This is a genomic window from Streptomyces sp. NPDC058683 (genome assembly GCF_042716195.1).
Lineage (GTDB): Bacteria > Actinomycetota > Actinomycetes > Streptomycetales > Streptomycetaceae > Streptomyces.
In genome coordinates, this window is record NZ_JBHXSK010000002.1 from 16,173 (window position 1) to 31,742 (window position 15,570).

At 71.0% G+C, this 15,570-nt stretch carries 13 protein-coding genes; 10 read left to right on the forward strand and 3 right to left on the reverse strand.

All coding sequences use genetic code 11. The features are described 5' to 3' along the window. The first annotated feature begins 173 nt into the window (after window positions 1–173). Window positions 174–767 (forward strand): TetR/AcrR family transcriptional regulator, encoded by a 594-nt coding sequence (locus ACFWXC_RS02220; RefSeq protein WP_384471634.1) that lies wholly within the window; start codon window positions 174–176, stop codon window positions 765–767. A 437-nt stretch (window positions 768–1,204) separates the two neighbouring features. Here ACFWXC_RS02220 and ACFWXC_RS02225 read toward each other — a convergent pair whose 3' ends face one another. Beyond that, a complete protein-coding gene (locus tag ACFWXC_RS02225; protein WP_384471637.1) occupies window positions 1,205–2,593 on the reverse strand; it encodes a glycoside hydrolase family 43 protein in 1,389 nt (462 codons plus the stop codon). A 225-nt stretch (window positions 2,594–2,818) separates the two neighbouring features. Between ACFWXC_RS02225 and ACFWXC_RS02230 the strand changes: the two genes are divergently transcribed. The 5 genes from ACFWXC_RS02230 to ACFWXC_RS02250 all read left to right on the forward strand — a co-directional run bounded on the left by ACFWXC_RS02230 (window position 2,819) and on the right by ACFWXC_RS02250 (window position 6,931). Further along, the gene (locus ACFWXC_RS02230; RefSeq protein WP_384471640.1) at window positions 2,819–4,243 is read left to right on the forward strand and encodes an amidase; all 1,425 of its coding nucleotides are present in this window, start codon (window positions 2,819–2,821) and stop codon (window positions 4,241–4,243) included. Window positions 4,244–4,354: 111 nt separating this feature from the next. Beyond that, window positions 4,355–4,573, forward strand: a complete 219-nt coding sequence (locus tag ACFWXC_RS02235; RefSeq protein ID WP_351744060.1) for a hypothetical protein — start codon at window positions 4,355–4,357, stop codon at window positions 4,571–4,573. 133 nt (window positions 4,574–4,706) lie between these two features. Next, window positions 4,707–6,197, forward strand: coding sequence for an SPFH domain-containing protein (locus ACFWXC_RS02240; RefSeq protein WP_384471644.1), 1,491 nt, complete (start codon window positions 4,707–4,709; stop codon window positions 6,195–6,197). Between the two features lie 115 nt (window positions 6,198–6,312). After that, on the forward strand, window positions 6,313–6,462 hold the full coding sequence (locus tag ACFWXC_RS02245; protein ID WP_384471647.1) for a hypothetical protein: 150 nt from the start codon (window positions 6,313–6,315) through the stop codon (window positions 6,460–6,462). A 19-nt stretch (window positions 6,463–6,481) separates the two neighbouring features. Continuing rightward, complete coding sequence (locus tag ACFWXC_RS02250; protein WP_384471650.1) at window positions 6,482–6,931, forward strand: type II toxin-antitoxin system PemK/MazF family toxin; 450 nt, start codon at window positions 6,482–6,484, stop codon at window positions 6,929–6,931. Here the strand turns inward: ACFWXC_RS02250 and ACFWXC_RS02255 are convergent. Next, window positions 6,916–7,770, reverse strand: a complete 855-nt coding sequence (locus ACFWXC_RS02255; protein ID WP_384471653.1) for a TIGR02452 family protein — start codon at window positions 7,768–7,770, stop codon at window positions 6,916–6,918. The two genes, ACFWXC_RS02250 and ACFWXC_RS02255, sit on opposite strands and share 16 nt — an antisense overlap. Before the next feature lie 278 nt (window positions 7,771–8,048). Here ACFWXC_RS02255 and egtA point away from each other — a divergent pair, with 278 nt between their 5' ends. Genes egtA through egtD form a run of 4 tightly spaced genes read left to right on the forward strand, consistent with a single transcriptional unit; the run spans window position 8,049 to window position 12,488 of the window. Beyond that, window positions 8,049–9,377, forward strand: a complete 1,329-nt coding sequence (egtA, locus tag ACFWXC_RS02260) for an ergothioneine biosynthesis glutamate--cysteine ligase EgtA (protein WP_384471655.1) — start codon at window positions 8,049–8,051, stop codon at window positions 9,375–9,377. Continuing rightward, window positions 9,374–10,702 carry an ergothioneine biosynthesis protein EgtB gene (egtB, locus tag ACFWXC_RS02265; RefSeq protein ID WP_384471658.1) on the forward strand — a complete coding sequence of 443 codons (1,329 nt, stop codon included), beginning with the start codon at window positions 9,374–9,376 and terminating at the stop codon, window positions 10,700–10,702. Before egtA ends, egtB begins: the two co-directional genes overlap by 4 nt. Then, window positions 10,702–11,529, forward strand: a complete 828-nt coding sequence (gene egtC / locus ACFWXC_RS02270) for an ergothioneine biosynthesis protein EgtC (protein WP_384471660.1) — start codon at window positions 10,702–10,704, stop codon at window positions 11,527–11,529. Before egtB ends, egtC begins: the two co-directional genes overlap by 1 nt. Then, window positions 11,526–12,488, forward strand: coding sequence for an L-histidine N(alpha)-methyltransferase (gene egtD / locus ACFWXC_RS02275; RefSeq protein WP_384471663.1), 963 nt, complete (start codon window positions 11,526–11,528; stop codon window positions 12,486–12,488). The genes egtC and egtD overlap by 4 nt, the downstream gene beginning before the upstream one ends. Before the next feature lie 372 nt (window positions 12,489–12,860). Here egtD and ACFWXC_RS02280 read toward each other — a convergent pair whose 3' ends face one another. Further along, complete coding sequence (locus ACFWXC_RS02280) at window positions 12,861–15,482, reverse strand: FUSC family protein (protein WP_384471666.1); 2,622 nt, start codon at window positions 15,480–15,482, stop codon at window positions 12,861–12,863. Window positions 15,483–15,570: the final 88 nt, after the last annotated feature.

A 15,570-nucleotide genomic window follows, 5' to 3' on the forward strand; every position in this document is an offset into this window, starting at 1 on the left:
GGATGTGCCGCACAGAGGGGCCTCTCAGATGAACAAGTCGGCGCGGTGCAGACGATGACCAGGCCGACAAGGAGGCACCACTCAGTGCTCGCAACGCTCATAAAATCAGAGCGAGTAGAAAAGTGCAACGACTCTACTTAGCGACTGATTCGACTATCGGGTACGCTCCAGCCATGACCATGCCCCCCGCCGGCCGCCGCGACCGCAAGAAGGCGGCCACCCGGCAGGCGATCGCCGACGCCGCACTGCACCTCTTCCTGGAGCACGGCTACGACCAGGTGAGCATCCGCGACATCGCCGACGCCGCCGACGTGTCGACCGCGACGGTGTTCAAGCACTTCAGCGGCAAGGAAGCGCTGGTCTTCGACCAGGACGCAGACCGAGAGGCACAGTTGACCGCCGCGGTGCGGCAGCGCCCCTCCGGCCAGAGCATCCTCGATGCCCTTCGCCAGCACGTCCAGGACACCTGGCCGTCGATCGAGGCACATCCCCAGGCGGCCGAGTTCACCAACCTGGTGAACTCCACGCCGGTGCTGCGCGCCTACGCCGAACGCATGTGGACCCGGTACACCGACAGCCTCAGCGCGGCCATCGCTGACGAATTCGGCGTTGACCACGACAACCTCACATGCGTGGCGCTTGCCCGATTCGTACTCGAGATCCCGATGCTCGCTCGCGGCCGGCAGGACCGCCGGACCGCCGTCGACGCGATCTTCGACATCCTCACCCACGGCTGGAAGCCACCAAGCAAGCCACCCGCGCACTAGCGCCTGGGCCGTTTCCCGGGCCCGACCTCGACCAGCCTCGGCCTGCCTACGCGCTTCGGTCGCAGTCACCCTCTGCCTGATCCCGGTCCTCAGCGAGCCCGCGCCGGGGCAACAGCCCGTCCACCGACAACGGCCACAACGACGCACTCACCCGGTCCGCCCCGCCCTGCACAGCGAACGACCGCTGGTGAAATATATGACGCATAAGCCGCAACTCCTGCCACAACCAGCGCGCACAGGGGTCGCACCCACACCTCGACGTCGAGGACCCGGCGAGCATTCTGGTGCTCGCCGGGCCCTTCTCGCCTGGTCACTCGCCCCTCCCCCACCCCGCGCCCAGTGCACAACTGGTGCACATTTCCGCGGGAATTCGAGGGAACTCGCAGGAACTGCTGACGAACCGCCAAAACGTCTGCCCAGGTCAGCAGCAGTGCAGGTCAGGCCCAGGATGTCACCGGGACGAAGGAACTGTCCTGGCGGAACAGGTCCGTGCCGTCCGCGAGGGATGCGCGGAGTTGGTAGTTGTAGTGGCGCAGGTAGTAACCGGGGTAGTTGTACGACTCGAAGCGCACCGAGCCGCTGGTCGTGCCCGTGCGGGCGATGAACGTGGCGTCCTTCGCGAACGTCGACGTGCCGTCGTTGGCGTCGAACCGGCCTCGGAAGTCGTAGTGGCGCAGGTAGTTGCCCGCCGCGTCACGGAACGAGTAGCCGTTGGAGTCCGCCAGGCCCGCGACGACCGTGAAGGTGGCCGCCTGCTTGTCGGCGGTGGCGCTGGAGCTGGTCACGACCGGGAGGTTGAGGAGGGCGGACTGCTCCTCCCAGTACCTCGTCGTGTAGTTGACGGACTGGAAGGAGCGGGTCACGTTCTTCGGCACCGATGTGCCGCCCGACACCGTCTCCTTGATCACCGTGAAGTGGCGGGCCGTGCCGGAGAGCGTGGGCAGGGCGGTGGGCGTGCTCCAGGTCGCGAACGTGTCGTAGCTGTCGCTGTAGTAGTAGGTGCCGTCGCCGTAGCCGTCGAAGAAGATCCGCCAGCCGCCGTTGTCGAGCTGGATCACGGACGGGCCCTCGCGGTAACTGCCCCAGCCCGCCCAGTCGCCGGTCCTGGAGATCGTGTAGGGACCCTTGAGGGCGGCGGCCGTGCCGTACTCGATGTACTTCGCCGTCTCGTTCTTCGTGAACGCGTGGTAGGTGGAGCCCACCTTCACGATGTACGTGTCGATGTGGTTCGAGCCGATGCCGGAAAGGGCGACGGGTGAAGTCCACGTCGTGAGGGCCGAGTTGGTGGCCGTCAGGACGTACGGGGTGAAGATCCACTCGTCGTCCGTCGTGGAGCAGGAGACGATGACGTTGACGCTGCCGTCGCTGTCCACGAACCACTCCGGCGCCCAGGCACGGGACAGGCCGGTGATCGGGACCGTGTAGTCGTACAGGAACGTCCAGTTGACCCGGTCGGAGCTGCGGGCGAAGCCGATGGTGGTGCTGACGTCCTGCCAGGTGTGGGTCGTGTAGGTGAGGTAGTAGTAGCCGTTCGTGTGCTTGAAGATGCTGGCGTCGCGGATGCGATTGCTCGGCGGGGTGTAGGCCGAGGACTGCAGGAGGCGGAAGTCGGCCGCGTCGTCGGACTGGTAGACGTTCACCGTGCCGTCGTCGCTGTTGAGGAACGGGACGATCGTGTAGCGGGTGGCGTAGCCGCTCGCGGGCGCGGCGGCCTCGGCCGTGCCGAGCAGTCCGGGCAGTTCGCCCAGGACCAGGGCCGACGCGGGCAGGGCGGTCAGCGCGCGGAGCAGGGTGCGGCGGGACGGGGTGGGGGGACGTGTGGTCACGGGCGGCTCTCCCTGGGCTTGTCGCGGACGCGGGCACACCCCGGCGTCCGTCATTTCGAACACAGTTCGAGAATGCGAGCAGAAAGTAGGAGGGACAGCAGGTTCACGTCAATGACTTGAACAGGACTGGGGCACGACTGGGTGGCGGCTGTGCGAAATCTGTACTGCGTGGCCCCACTCGACGTTACCCTCCGGTAAGCATCATGCTTCCGGAGGTGGGTTCCCATGCCGTACGACCGTTCACCGGGCCTTGCCGAGTCCGTACGCGCCCTGGCTGCCGGTGAAGTGACGTCTCGTCAGCTGGTCGAGGAGTGTCTCGCGCGGATCGAGGCCACCCAGGGTTCCCTCAACGCCTTCCGGATCGTCCGCACTGCCGCCGCGCTCGCCGAAGCCGACGCCGCCGACCGGGAGCTGGCCGACGGGGTACGCCGTCCGCTGCTCGGGGTGCCGGTCGCGGTGAAGGACGACACGGACGTGGCCGGCGAGCCGACCGCCTTCGGCTGCCGGGGCGACTTCCCGTCGGCCGCGGAGGACGGCGAAGCGGTACGACGGCTGCGCGCGGCCGGGGCAGTGATCATCGGCAAGACCAACACCTGTGAGCTGGGGCAGTGGCCGTTCACCGAGGGGCCGGCCTTCGGTGCCACCCGTAATCCGTGGCAGCCGCAGCACACCCCCGGCGGGTCCTCGGGCGGGTCGGCGGCGGCCGTCGCGGCGGGGCTCGTCCCGGCCGCGCTCGGCTCGGACGGCGCCGGATCCGTGCGCATCCCCGCTTCCTGGACCCACCTCGTCGGCATCAAACCCCAGCGCGGCCGTATCTCCACCTGGCCGCGCGGCGAGTCCTTCCAGGGCATCACCGTCAACGGCACCCTGGCCCGCACGGTCGCCGACGCCGCCCTGCTGCTGGACGCGGCGAGCGGCAATCACCCCAAGGATCCGCACCGGCCGAGGGAGTTGGCGGTCTCCGACGCGGTCGGCCGCGACCCCGGGCGGCTGCGTATCGCGCTCTCCCTGAAGCCGCCGTTCACCGCGCTGCCCGCCCGCCTCCAGCCGGACGTACGCGCCCGGATCCTCGAACTCGCCGAGAGACTCGCCGCGTTGGGCCATACCGTCGTGGAGGCCGACCCGCCCTACGGCCAGATCGGGCTCACCTTCATTCCCCGCGCCACGGTCGGGATCGCCGAACGCGTCCGCGAGGTACCGGCGCCCGGCCTGCTCGACCGGCGCACCCTGGAGGCGGCCCGCCTGGGCCGGCTGCTCGGCGGGGCCCCGCTGCGGGCCGCCCGGCGGGCGGAGAGCGCCCTGCGGCACAGGATCGGCGGCTTCTTCGCGTCGTACGACGCGATCCTCGCGCCGACCACCGCCGCTCCCCCGCCCCGCGTCGGCGCGATGCTGGAGCTGGGTCAGTTCGCCACCGACCGGGCGATGATCGCCGCCTGCCCCTACGCCTGGCCGTGGAACGTGCTCGGCTGGCCGGGGGTCAATGTGCCCGCCGGGTTCGTGGGCGACGGACTGCCGGTGGGTGCGCAGTTGCTGGGCCCGGCCGACAGTGAGCCGCTGCTCGTGTCCGTCGCCGCCCAACTGGAGGCCGAACTGCGCTGGCACGAACACTGGCCGGCCCAGGCCATGGTCACGGACTCACCGGCCGCATGACGGACCGACGGACTCACCGGCCGTATGACGGACCGGCGGCGCACACAACCCACGCCTGCGCCCGACGACCCGCGGCTTTCCCGTAGCTTGACCTGACCGTACCCTCTGACCATGGACGATGCGTCGATGGTCGGGCTCATGGGGCGGGTCACCGGAACGATCGGGCCCGGGCTCGTCGGCGAGGTGATCGTCCGGGTGCGGGGAGGCGCCGAGCACTTCCTCGCCTACTCCGCTGACGGCGGCACCCGGATCGAGCCGGGCACGGTGGTGATGGTGGTCGAGTACCTGCCGCCGCGGACGGTCTACGTCACGCCCGCATACGACAGTTGAGCAAGAGTAGCCCCAGGTGAGGGGCGTATGCGTCAAGATTGCAACAAGGATCCGTCAGCGTCTTCACCCCGCGCTTGCGCGAGCGCAGACTCCCTTCGTTCGGTGCCGAAAGGGCACCATGCAAAGGGGGCGTATGCCGATGGTTGTCGGCGTCGTTGCGGGGGTGGCGGTTCTCGCCGTTCTCGTGTTGATCGGTGTGTTCAAGATGATGTGGCGGGTCGCCGAGCCGAACGAGGCGCTCATCATCTCCGGTTCGAACCATCGGACCGAGGGCCTTGAGGAAGGCATGGGGTTCCGCATCGTCACGGGGCGCGGCACGCTGGTGATGCCGGGCGTGCAGGCGGTGCGCAAGCTCTCTCTGGACCTGAACGAGACCGAGTTGTCGGTGGACTGCGTGACCCAGCAGGGCATTCCGCTGAAGGTGCGGGGCGTGGTCATCTTCAAGGTGGGCGACGACTTCGTGTCGATCGCCAACGCGGGCCGGCGGTTCCTGGACCAGCAGAAGCTGATGTCCGAGCGGGTGCACAACGTGTTCGCCGGTCATCTGCGGTCCATCGTGGGCGGGTTGACGGTCGAGGACATGATCCGCGACCGCGAGAAGCTCACCGGACAGACCCGGGCCGCCTGTGGCACGGAGATGGAGAAGCTGGGGCTCATCGTCGACTCCCTGCAGATCCATGAGATCGAGGATCCGACCGGGTACATCAAGAACCTGGCGATGCCGCACGCGGCCGCCGTCCAGCGGGACGCGCGGATCGCGCAGGCGGAGGCGAATCGTCTCGCCACCGAGGCGGAGCAGGCGTCGTTCGCCCGGATGGCGGAGGCCACCCGGGACAGCGAGATCCTCCAGGCCGGCTACCAGGCCGAGCGCGACAAGGCGGCGGCCCAGTCCCGCCAGGCCGGTCCGCTCGCCGACGCGGCCGCCCGGCAGGAGGTCGTCGTCCAGGAGACGCGGGTCGCCGAGCTGGAGGCGCACCGGCGCGAGCAGCAGCTCCAGGCCGACGTCCGCAAGCCGGCCGACGCCAAGGCCTACGAGAAGCGCACGCTGGCCGAGGCCGAGCGTGACGCGCGTATCTCGGCGGCCCAGGCCAAGGCGAAGGAGACGGAGCTGGCGGCGGCGGCCGAGGCGACCCGGGTCAAGGCGGCCGCGGGCGCCGAGGCCGAGGCCACCAAGGCCCGGGGTACGGCGAGCGCCGCCGCGACCCGCGCCACCGGTGAGGCCGAGGCGGCCGCCGCGCAGGCCAGGGGTCTGGCGGAGGCCGAGGCGGCCAAGGCCAAGGGCCTCGCGGAGGCGGAGGCCATCAAGGCCCGCGCCGCCGCCCTGGCCGAGAACCAGGAGGCGGTCGTCGCCCAGCAACTCGCCGAGAACTGGCCGGAGATCGTCAAGGCGGGCGCTTCGGCCTTCGGCAACGTCGACAACATGGTGCTGCTCAACGGTGCCGACGGGATGGGCGAGATGTTCGCCAAGGCGCTCACGATGGGCGGTACCGGACTGGGGCTGGCCCGCCAGCTGCTGGCGTCGATGAACCAGAACGGGCAGGCCTCGAACGAGACTTCGCCGATTCTCAACGGGGTCGCGGCCCCGAAGACGCAGAAGGTGCCCGTGGAGCAGGACGGCGAGTAGCCGGGAGCGGGAGGCCGGCCGGTAGCCGGTAGCGGAAGACCGGCGAGCGGTCGACAGCGAAAGAAAGGGGTGCCCCCGGCCGGGCCGGGGGCACCTCCGCGTTCGCTCCTGCTCGTTGAGCCGCCGCAACAGCTCCAGCAGGGTGGTGCCGACGGCCGAGAGCGCGCTGGCCAGCGCCCGGTACATCGAACGCGCCGACGTCACCGCCGAGTTGGCCGAGGCAGCGCCGTGCCGTACCGGTACCCCGCCTGTTCTCGCAGGCTGAGGCCCCTTAGGGTGCCCTCGTGACTGCGCTTACCGACGACGAGAACATCCCCGGCCGTTACGGCCCCACCGCGACCATCGAGGCCGACCCGCACGAGGTCGGCAGGGTGCGTACCGAATACTCCCCCGCCCACGACGGCGACCCCGATCCCGGTGAGATCGTCTGGACCTGGGTGCCCTTCGAGGAGAACGACGGGCGGGGCAAGGACCGGCCGGTGCTGGTCGTCGCCCGGGAGGCGGCCGGCACGCTGCTCGCCGTACAGCTGTCGAGCAAGCGGCACGACAACGACCGCGAGTGGGTCGCGATCGGCAGCGGTCCCTGGGACCGGTCGGGGCGCGACTCCTGGGTGGACGTGGACCGCGTGCTGCGGCTGCACGAGGACGGCATGCGCCGGGAGGCGTGCGCGCTGGACCGGGGCCGCTTCAACCTCGTACGCAACCGGCTGCACGAGCGCTACGGCTGGAGGTGAGCCGCTGGGCGCTGGGTGTCGGGGGCGGCTTCCGGGAACACCTCGGCGAAGGCCGCCCGGACCACCGCTCCCGGCGTACGGTCCAGGATCCCGAACACCACGTGTTCGAAGGTCCGGGCGAACCGTCCGCCGGGGCCCAGCAGCCCCCGGAAGGCCCCCGCGACCTGCCGGGGGTCGTTCTGGAAGACCCCGCAGCCCCAGGCGCCGAGGACCAGTCGCCGGTAGCCGTGCGCGGCGGCCACCTCCAGGACCCGCTCGGCCCGGGCGCCGAGGGCGCCCGGCAGCTCACCGGTGCGTTCCGGTGCCGTACGGCGGATCACGCCCGCGTTGGGCGCGGCGGACGTGAGGAATCCGGCGCGGTAGGGCTCCGTGAGGAGGCGGCCGCGGTCGTCACGGAAGACCGGGACGGCCGGGGAGTGGATCACCCGGTCCGAGTAGAACGGGTCGCGGTGGGCGCGGTGGTGGTCGTAGAAGGCTCTCGCGTGCAACTGGCAGGCGTAGAGCGCGGAGGCGCGGCACAGGGCCTCCTCCTGCGCCTGGGCGCCGTTCAGGTAACCGCCGCCCGGGTTGCGGGCCGAGGCGAAGTTCAGGACCGCGACCGGGGCGTCGGCCAGCCGGCGGGCGGCCTCCAGGCTGCTCTCGCCGGTGACCTCGACGGCCGTCCGCACCGGGGTGGTCGCCGGAACCGGCACCGGTTCCGGGCCGTGGATCCGCGTCCCGGCCTGTGCGGCCGCGATGTCGGCCGCCAGGAGGACCTCCCGGCCGTCGGGGGTCCGATAGGCACCCGCCGCCACGATCTGTTCGGTCTCCTGGGCGATCCCGCGCAGGCGCGCGCTCATGGCGCCACCCCCGTAGGCGCCACGACCGCGGCCCGCGCGGTCTCCCCCGTCGTGCTCATGTACGCATCCTGAGTGATGCTGGTGATGCGGCGCAACGGAGTTTCCCGCGCCCGAAACGGTTCCGGAACGTGCAGGGAAGCAGAGGTTACCGATCTAGAACGTCCCGATAGGTGCCCTTGTGCGAATCGGCGCGAAGGTCTTGGGTGGGACGGACGTGCCGTCCCGGACCCATCCACGGCCGGGCCGGCGGCATGGTGGAATCTCAGGAGGATCCCTACATGTCCGATTCGATATCCGACGGCGGCGACTGTACCGACGGGTCGGTGAAAACCGACTTCTCGGACGACCGCACGGCCGTCACCGAAGCCGAGGTGGAGGCCCTGGTCAAGGGCATCTGCTTCAAGACCGGCCCGCCCCGCACGCTCGGGGTCGAAGTGGAATGGCTGGTCCAGGAGCTGCGGCAGCCGCAGCTCCCCGTCACACCAGAACGACTCGAAGCGGCCTTTGCCGCACTGCGCCCGGTGCCCCTGGGGTCGGCGCTCACCGTCGAACCCGGCGGTCAGCTGGAGCTGAGCTCGCCGCCCGCCGCCTCCCTGATGGAGTGCATCGGCACCGTCTCCGCCGACCTGGACGCCGTACGGACGGTCCTGGCCGAGCTGGGTCTCGGTCTCGTCGGCGCCGGCCACGATCCCTGGCATCCGCCCCGCCGCTTCCTGCGCGAGCCGCGCTACGACGCGATGGAGGCCTGCCTGGACCGGACCGGACCGGCCGGCCGGCACATGATGTGCGCCTCGGCCTCCGTACAGGTCTGCCTGGACGCCGGCCAGGAGGAGCCCGGCCCGCTGGGGCACACCCGCCGCTGGTGGCTGGCCCACCAGCTGGGCCCGGTCCTGGTGGCCGCCTTCGCGAACTCCCCCCTGGTGGGAGGCCGGCCCACCGGCTGGGTCTCCACCCGGCAGCTGCTGTGGATGGAGATCGGCGCGGGCCGCGCGGGAGCGCCCCCGCTGGCCGGGGACCCGCGTACGTCCTGGGCCCGGCACGTGCTGGACGCCCCGGTGATGTGCGTACGGCGGGACAGCGGCCCCTGGGAGGTGCCCGAGGGGCTCACCTTCCGGGAGTGGACCCGGTCGGGGTCGCCCACCAGGGCTGATCTCGCCTACCACCTCACCACGCTGTTCCCACCGGTCCGGCCGCGGGGTCATCTGGAGCTGCGGATGATCGACGCGCAGCCCGGCGACGACGGCTGGATCGTGCCGCTGGCGGTGACGGCGGCGCTGTTCGACGACCCGGAGGCCGCCGAGACGGCGTACCGGACGGTGAAACCGCTGACCGAGCGTGCGGAGCCACGGCCGGCCCCGCACAATCCGCTGTGGATCGACGCGGCCCGGACCGGGCTCGGCGACCCGGAGCTGCACGAGGCCGCCGTCGCCTGTTTCGCGGCGGCCCTGGAGGCTCTGCCCCGGCTGGGCGCGACCCCCGAGGTCACGGCCGCCGTGGCGGCATACAACGACCGGTACGTCCGCCAGGGCCGCTGCCCGGCCGACGACCTGCTGGACCCCCTGCGCGGCACATCGGGCCGCGCCCACGGGAAGGACATCCCCGCATGACCGCCCCCGAGACCGACATCGACATCGAGACCCTGCGGGACCGGGCCCTGAAGTCCCTGATCACGGCCCGGGACCGCACCACGCTCCTGACCAGCTGCGTGGAGGAGCCCGACCTCACCGCCCAGCACTCCCCGCTGATGTCCCCGCTGGTCTGGGACCTGGCGCACATCGGCAACCAGGAGGAGCTCTGGCTGCTGCGCAACGTCGGCGGCCGGGAGGCGATGCGCCCCGAGATCGACAGCCTCTACGACGCCTTCGAGCACCCGCGTTCCGAACGGCCCACGCTGCCGCTGCTGCCGCCCGCCGAGGCCCGGCGCTATGCGGCGGAGGTGCGCGGGCGGGCCCTGGACCTGCTGGAGGGCTCGGCGTTCAGCGGCGGCACCAGGCTGACCGAGGCGGGGTTCGCCTTCGGGATGATCGCCCAGCACGAACAGCAGCACGACGAGACGATGCTGATCACCCATCAGCTCCGCAAGGGTCCGCAGGCCCTGACCGCCCCGGACCCGGACCCGGCGCCGCCGTTCACCGGCCCGGCCGAAGTCCTGGTCCCCGGCGGCCCGTTCACCATGGGCACCTCGACCGAGCCGTGGGCGCTGGACAACGAACGCCCCGCGCACCGGCGGGAGGTGGCGCCCTACTGGATCGACACCACCCCGGTGACCAACGGCCGGTACCTGGCGTTCATCGAGGACGGCGGCTACGAGAACGAGCGCTGGTGGACGCCCGAGGGCTGGGCGCACATCCGCGAGCACTCGATCGTCGCCCCGCACTTCTGGCACCGTGAGGGCAACCAGTGGCTGCGGCGCCGGTTCGGGGTCACGGAGGTCGTGCCGCCCGAGGAGCCGGTGCTGCACGTGAACTGGTACGAGGCGGACGCCTACGCCCGCTGGGCCGGCCGCCGGCTGCCCACCGAGGCCGAGTGGGAGAAGGCCGCCCGGCACCACCCCGGCGAGAACCGGTCCCGACGCTACCCGTGGGGCGACGCCGAACCGGCACCCGCGCACGCCAACCTCGGCCAGCGGCATCTGCGCCCCGCCCCGGCGGGCAGCTACCCGGAGGGCGAGTCGCCGCTGGGCGTACGGCAGTTGATCGGCGACGTCTGGGAGTGGACGTCCAGCGACTTCCTCCCCTACCCCGGCTTCAGCGCCTTCCCGTACAAGGAGTACTCGGACGTGTTCTTCGGCCCCGAGCACAAGGTGCTGCGCGGCGGATCGTTCGCCGTGGACCCGGTGGCCTGCCGGGGGACGTTCCGCAACTGGGACTACCCGATCCGGCGGCAGATCTTCTCCGGCTTCCGCACCGCCCGTACCGCGGAGACCGTCTGATGTGCCGTCATCTGGCGTATCTGGGCCCCGAGGAGCCGCTCGACCGGCTCCTCGTGGAGCCCGCGCACTCCCTGTACCGCCAGTCGTGGGCGCCCCGGCGGCAGCGGTACGGGACGGTCAACGCCGACGGATTCGGGGTAGGTTGGTACGCACCCGCGGATCCGCAGCCGGCCCGCTACCGGCGGGCCGGGCCGATCTGGGCCGACCAGTCCTTCGCCGACCTGGCCCGGGTGGTGCGCGCCGGTGCGCTGCTGGCCGCCGTACGGGACGCGACCCTGGCGGGCGCGGACGCGGAGGCCGCGGCGGCGCCGTTCGCCGCGGGCCGCTGGCTGTTCAGCCACAACGGGGCGATCCCCGGCTGGCCGCAGGCCATGGCGTCCCTCGTGCCGCTGCTGCCCCCGGTCGACCTGCTGTCGATGGAGGCGCGCACCGACTCGGCGTTCGTCTGGGCACTGACCCTGCACCGGCTGCGGTCCGGGACAGCGCCGGGCCCAGCCCTTGCCGAAACGGTTCTCCAGGTCGCCGAAGCGGCCCCGACCGCCCGGCTGAACCTCCTGCTCACCGACGGCGAGACGATCGCCGCGACCGCGTGGGGCGACAGCCTCTGGTACCTCTCGGAACCCGGCCAGCGCACCGTCGTCGCCTCCGAGCCGTACGACGACGACCCGCGCTGGCGGGAGGTCCCCGACCGCACGCTGCTCATCGCGAGCCGCCGGGGCGTCACCCTCTCCCCGGTCGAGAACCCGGTCGAGGCCCCGGCGTCCTCCCCCTCTCTCCACTCCGTTCGAGCGGGGGCACCCCCATCCCCGAAGGAGCCCTGTACGTGAGTCCCCTCCGTGTCACCCGCACCCTTCCCGAGGACGCGACGGACGCCGCGCTGCGCGCCGATGTCCTGAACGGCCTCACCGCCATGCCCAAGACACTGCCGCCCAAGTGGTTCTACGACGCCCGGGGCAGCGACCTCTTCGAGCAGATCACCGAGCTGCCCGAGTACTACCCGACCCGGGCCGAGCGGGAGATCCTGCTCACCCGGTCCGGCGAGATCGCCGCCGCGAGCGGTGCCCGCACCCTGGTGGAGCTGGGCTCCGGCTCCTCCGAGAAGACCCGCCTGCTGATCGACGCGCTCACCTCTCTTGAGGTGTACGTCCCGGTCGACGTCAGCGAGAGTGCGCTGATCCAGGCCGGGCAGGCGCTCATCGAGGAGCGGCCGGCGCTGTCCGTGCACGCCCTGATCGCCGACTTCACCGGCCGGATGAGCCTGCCCGAGACGCCGGGGCCGCGGCTGCTGGCGTTCCTCGGCGGCACGATCGGCAATCTGCTGCCCGCCGAACGGGCCCGGTTCCTGGCCTCGATGCGGGGGCTGCTGGCACCCGGTGACGCGCTGCTCCTCGGCACCGACCTGGTCAAGGACGAGGACGTTCTGGTCCGGGCGTACGACGACGCGGCCGGGGTGACCGCCGAGTTCAACAAGAACGTCCTGGCCGTCGTCGACCGGGAGCTGGGCGCCGATTTCGACCCCGACACGTTCGCCCATGTCGCCCTCTGGGACGACGAGCACGAGTGGATCGAGATGCGGCTGCGGTCGCTGACCGACCAGACGGTGAAGATCCCCGCGCTCGACCTCGCGGTCGAATTCGCCGACGGCGAGGAACTGCGCACCGAGATCTCCGCGAAGTTCCGCGAAGAGGGCGTGCGCGGCGAACTGGCCGCGGCGGGCTTCGAGTTGACCCACTGGTGGACGGACGAGGCGGGCCGCTTCGCGCTGTCGCTGAGCACGGCCGGGTAATCCCGGTGGCCTCGGTGGATGTGACTGCCGACGGTACTTGTCACATACCGAGGCCTGTTGTCACCGTGATCACCTCTCGGCAACAGTGCCTGAGACCGCCCGGGTGGTGAACCCGGTCAGCATCGGGCGCCGGCGCGCACATACCGCCGGTGCCCGATGCCGGCGACCTGGTCGGTCTCACTGCCAGGAGAGAGGTCAGCTGGTACGCCTCAGCGGCCGTCGAGCCGGCAGGGACCGGCACCGAGCCACGCCGAACGCCGGTGATCCGGCGCCTGATTCGGTGTGGCTGCGCATGGTGCGTTGGCATCCCGTAGCCAGGGTCTGGTCCCAGGCGGCGCGCTCGGGCGAGGACCGTCGCTACCGATGCGTCGATCAGCGGGCGGGTTCGAGTGCGATGTCATGGCTGATTTCTCGGCCGCCCCGGTCCACGAGCAGGAATTCGGCATGCGGGGCGTGCTGTGAGGCGGAGGCGATCAGGGTGTACCCGCCCGGGGGCAGCCCGGTGATCTGGTAGAGGCCGTTCTCCGCCCTGGCCTGGGTCCAGTGCTTGTCCCGGTCGGCCACCACGGTGATCCACGCCTCGCAGCCGTCGGGGTGCAGCGGGCAGCGCAGCGCGCCGCTGACGGTGGCCGTGGCAGGGTTCAGGGAAAGGCTCGGCATGGCGGTGGCTCGCCGGCCGACTGGTGCGTCGGCCCGCCCGGCGGGATGGGACGGGCCGACGGCCCATCCGGGTCGAGTGCAGCCGTGCCCGGGTGCGGGCACCGCGATGTCCGGGATCGCCAGCCCGCGCATCAGGGCCAGCTCGGTCAGCACACCCTCGATGTCCTCGAGCTCAGAGCGCAGGCTCCCGGTGACCGGCGTCTGCCGTTCGGGACGCGCCGGTTCCAGCGCGGCAGCGGCGGACGGGGCGGGCGGGCTGACCTCTTGACCGTCCAGGTTGTCCGCCACAGCCCGGGCGGCCGATGCCGTCCGGTGGGTGATTCCGGCTAGCTCCCTCAGATCGTTTCCGCGGTGCGCCAGCACCGAACTGTCGTGCACGATGGTGCGACCGAGTTCGTGGGACAGATCCACCAGTCGCAACGTCTCCGGGCATCGGCGGTTTTCGGTGCCGAGGAGCGTCCTGGCCAGCGGGCGGATCGTCGCGGTCGCGGCGTGGAAACTGGCGTCGAGGGCGCGGGTGTCGGTCCGCGCGCTGTGCCCGGCGGTCGGGCCGTCGGGCGCGAGAAGACCGTCGAGTACCTGCGCCAGCGCACGCAGATACCCGGCCAGGCCGACCTGGGCCGCGTGTGTCGTGCGCAGCGGCAGAACGGCGAGCCCGACGACGATCGCGCACGCCGCCCCCAGCGCGGTCTCCTCAACACGCGTGGCCAGCAGCGACGAAGTCAGTTCGCCGGCCTGCGAGTAGAACTGCGCGACACCCAGGGTGGCCGCGCCGACGACGAGGGCGTAGTTGATCCTGCCGAAGTACGACATCAAGAACGCCGCCAGGACGACCACGGCTGTCGATGCCACCGGCTGCGTCCCGGTCAGTCGGGCAAGGCCGTCACCGGCCACCACGCCGGCCAACGTGCCCAGGACGCGAAACACGGACTTGCGCAGCTGTTCGCGGTCACTGGCGGAACCGAGGAACGTCACGTACACCGAGACGACGGCCCACAGCAGATGCGACGGACTGAGCCAGTCGCCGAAGAAGATCGCCAAACTGAGCGCGATGGCCAGCTGCAGCGAGACGCGGGTGCTCACGGTGAGCGAGATCCGGTCCACCCGTGCTGTGCCCTGTCTGGACGATGCCATCGCGTTCACGATCCCCGAGCCCGGCAGCCAACCGCCGATCAGGTGCACCGCGGGACGCGGTTCCTGCTGCACGTGAGGGTCCGCGTCGGTGTCGCTGATGGCGGACACCAGCGCGCGGGCCGCCTCGTGGTAGCGCTCGGCGATCTCTCCGGTACCGCCGTCCGCACTGATTGCGCTGATACCGCCGTCTTCCCGGCTCCCGGAGCGCGGTACGGCGTCGGCCGGCCGGTAGCGCCGGAAACGGTACTCGACCTTTTCGAGAGCGGCGAGATCGAGCTCACGCGCGGCGGTGACGACCGCTCGGGCGTCAGCGCGTGCCTCACCGTTCAGTTGGCGGTGAGCATGTCGTTGCGCGAGCCGCGCCAGGGTGACCACAGCGCGCTCGTGTTCGAACAGCGAGCGGCGTCGGTCCTTGGCCGCCGTGTCGTTGTCGTCGGCCGACGCGGTGACCAACTGGGTGTCGAGCACCAGCGCGGTCTCATTGAGACGCACGACCAGTCGCCGCAGTCGTCGCGCGAGCCGATGATCAGCGGGGGTGTGCACGGGAGCGTCCATCAACGCGCCGGTCACCGTGAGAACACGACGGGCACGGGCGCTGTAGGAACGCTGCATTCGCGCCGTCGCATGGGCATAGCCCGGCAACAACGCCAGCCCGACGACGAAAGTCGCCGCGCCGGCCACACCGATGACGGCCCCGGGCCACCCGAGCTGGTCGCGGCTGATCTGACCGCCGGCGAGGAAACCGATCAGATAGCCGACGTGGATCGGGAACCCGATCGCGAACGCACGTGCCCCGTAGCGTCGGAACCAGGCGCCGACGGCCGGAACGACGACCAGCAGGACCAGACCGACGAACCGATGGGGATGTACGGCTATCGCCAGGGACAGACCCGCCCACATGCCGAGACAGGCGATCAGCGACGTCAGCGCACGCGCACGCACGGTTCGCTCACCCACGACAAAAGACGCCGTCAGCGCGACGGACGCGCCCAGTATCAGCACAAGCAGCGGGGCCAAATGATTGATGACCCCAGCCTCGGGCACCGATGCGGCCACTTCGAACATGTGGAAGTTGGCATCGAGCAGCGCGGAGGCCCCGAGCGCCGCCAGAACCGCGATCGCCCCGTTCGCCGCCGTGCGAAGGCGCTCACCGCCCGGGTCGGACCCGAGATACCGATCGACGGCGTCGATCATCGCCATGGCCGACCTACCGAAGTCAGCGGATGCACGTGGTTCTCCTCATGATGGTCAATCGTGGTCCGGAGTGGCTCGCCGTCGCCTACACGTC

Coding starts and splice junctions, on each gene's coding strand:
- ACFWXC_RS02220 (WP_384471634.1), top strand. CDS start 174: ATGACCATGCCCCCCGCCGGCCGCCGCGACCGCAAGAAGGCGGCCACC.
- ACFWXC_RS02230 (WP_384471640.1), top strand. CDS start 2,819: ATGCCGTACGACCGTTCACCGGGCCTTGCCGAGTCCGTACGCGCCCTG.
- ACFWXC_RS02235 (WP_351744060.1), top strand. CDS start 4,355: ATGGACGATGCGTCGATGGTCGGGCTCATGGGGCGGGTCACCGGAACG.
- ACFWXC_RS02240 (WP_384471644.1), top strand. CDS start 4,707: ATGCCGATGGTTGTCGGCGTCGTTGCGGGGGTGGCGGTTCTCGCCGTT.
- ACFWXC_RS02255 (WP_384471653.1), bottom strand. CDS start 7,770: ATGAGCGCGCGCCTGCGCGGGATCGCCCAGGAGACCGAACAGATCGTG.
- egtA (WP_384471655.1), top strand. CDS start 8,049: ATGTCCGATTCGATATCCGACGGCGGCGACTGTACCGACGGGTCGGTG.
- egtB (WP_384471658.1), top strand. CDS start 9,374: ATGACCGCCCCCGAGACCGACATCGACATCGAGACCCTGCGGGACCGG.
- egtC (WP_384471660.1), top strand. CDS start 10,702: ATGTGCCGTCATCTGGCGTATCTGGGCCCCGAGGAGCCGCTCGACCGG.
- ACFWXC_RS02280 (WP_384471666.1), bottom strand. CDS start 15,482: ATGGCGATGATCGACGCCGTCGATCGGTATCTCGGGTCCGACCCGGGC.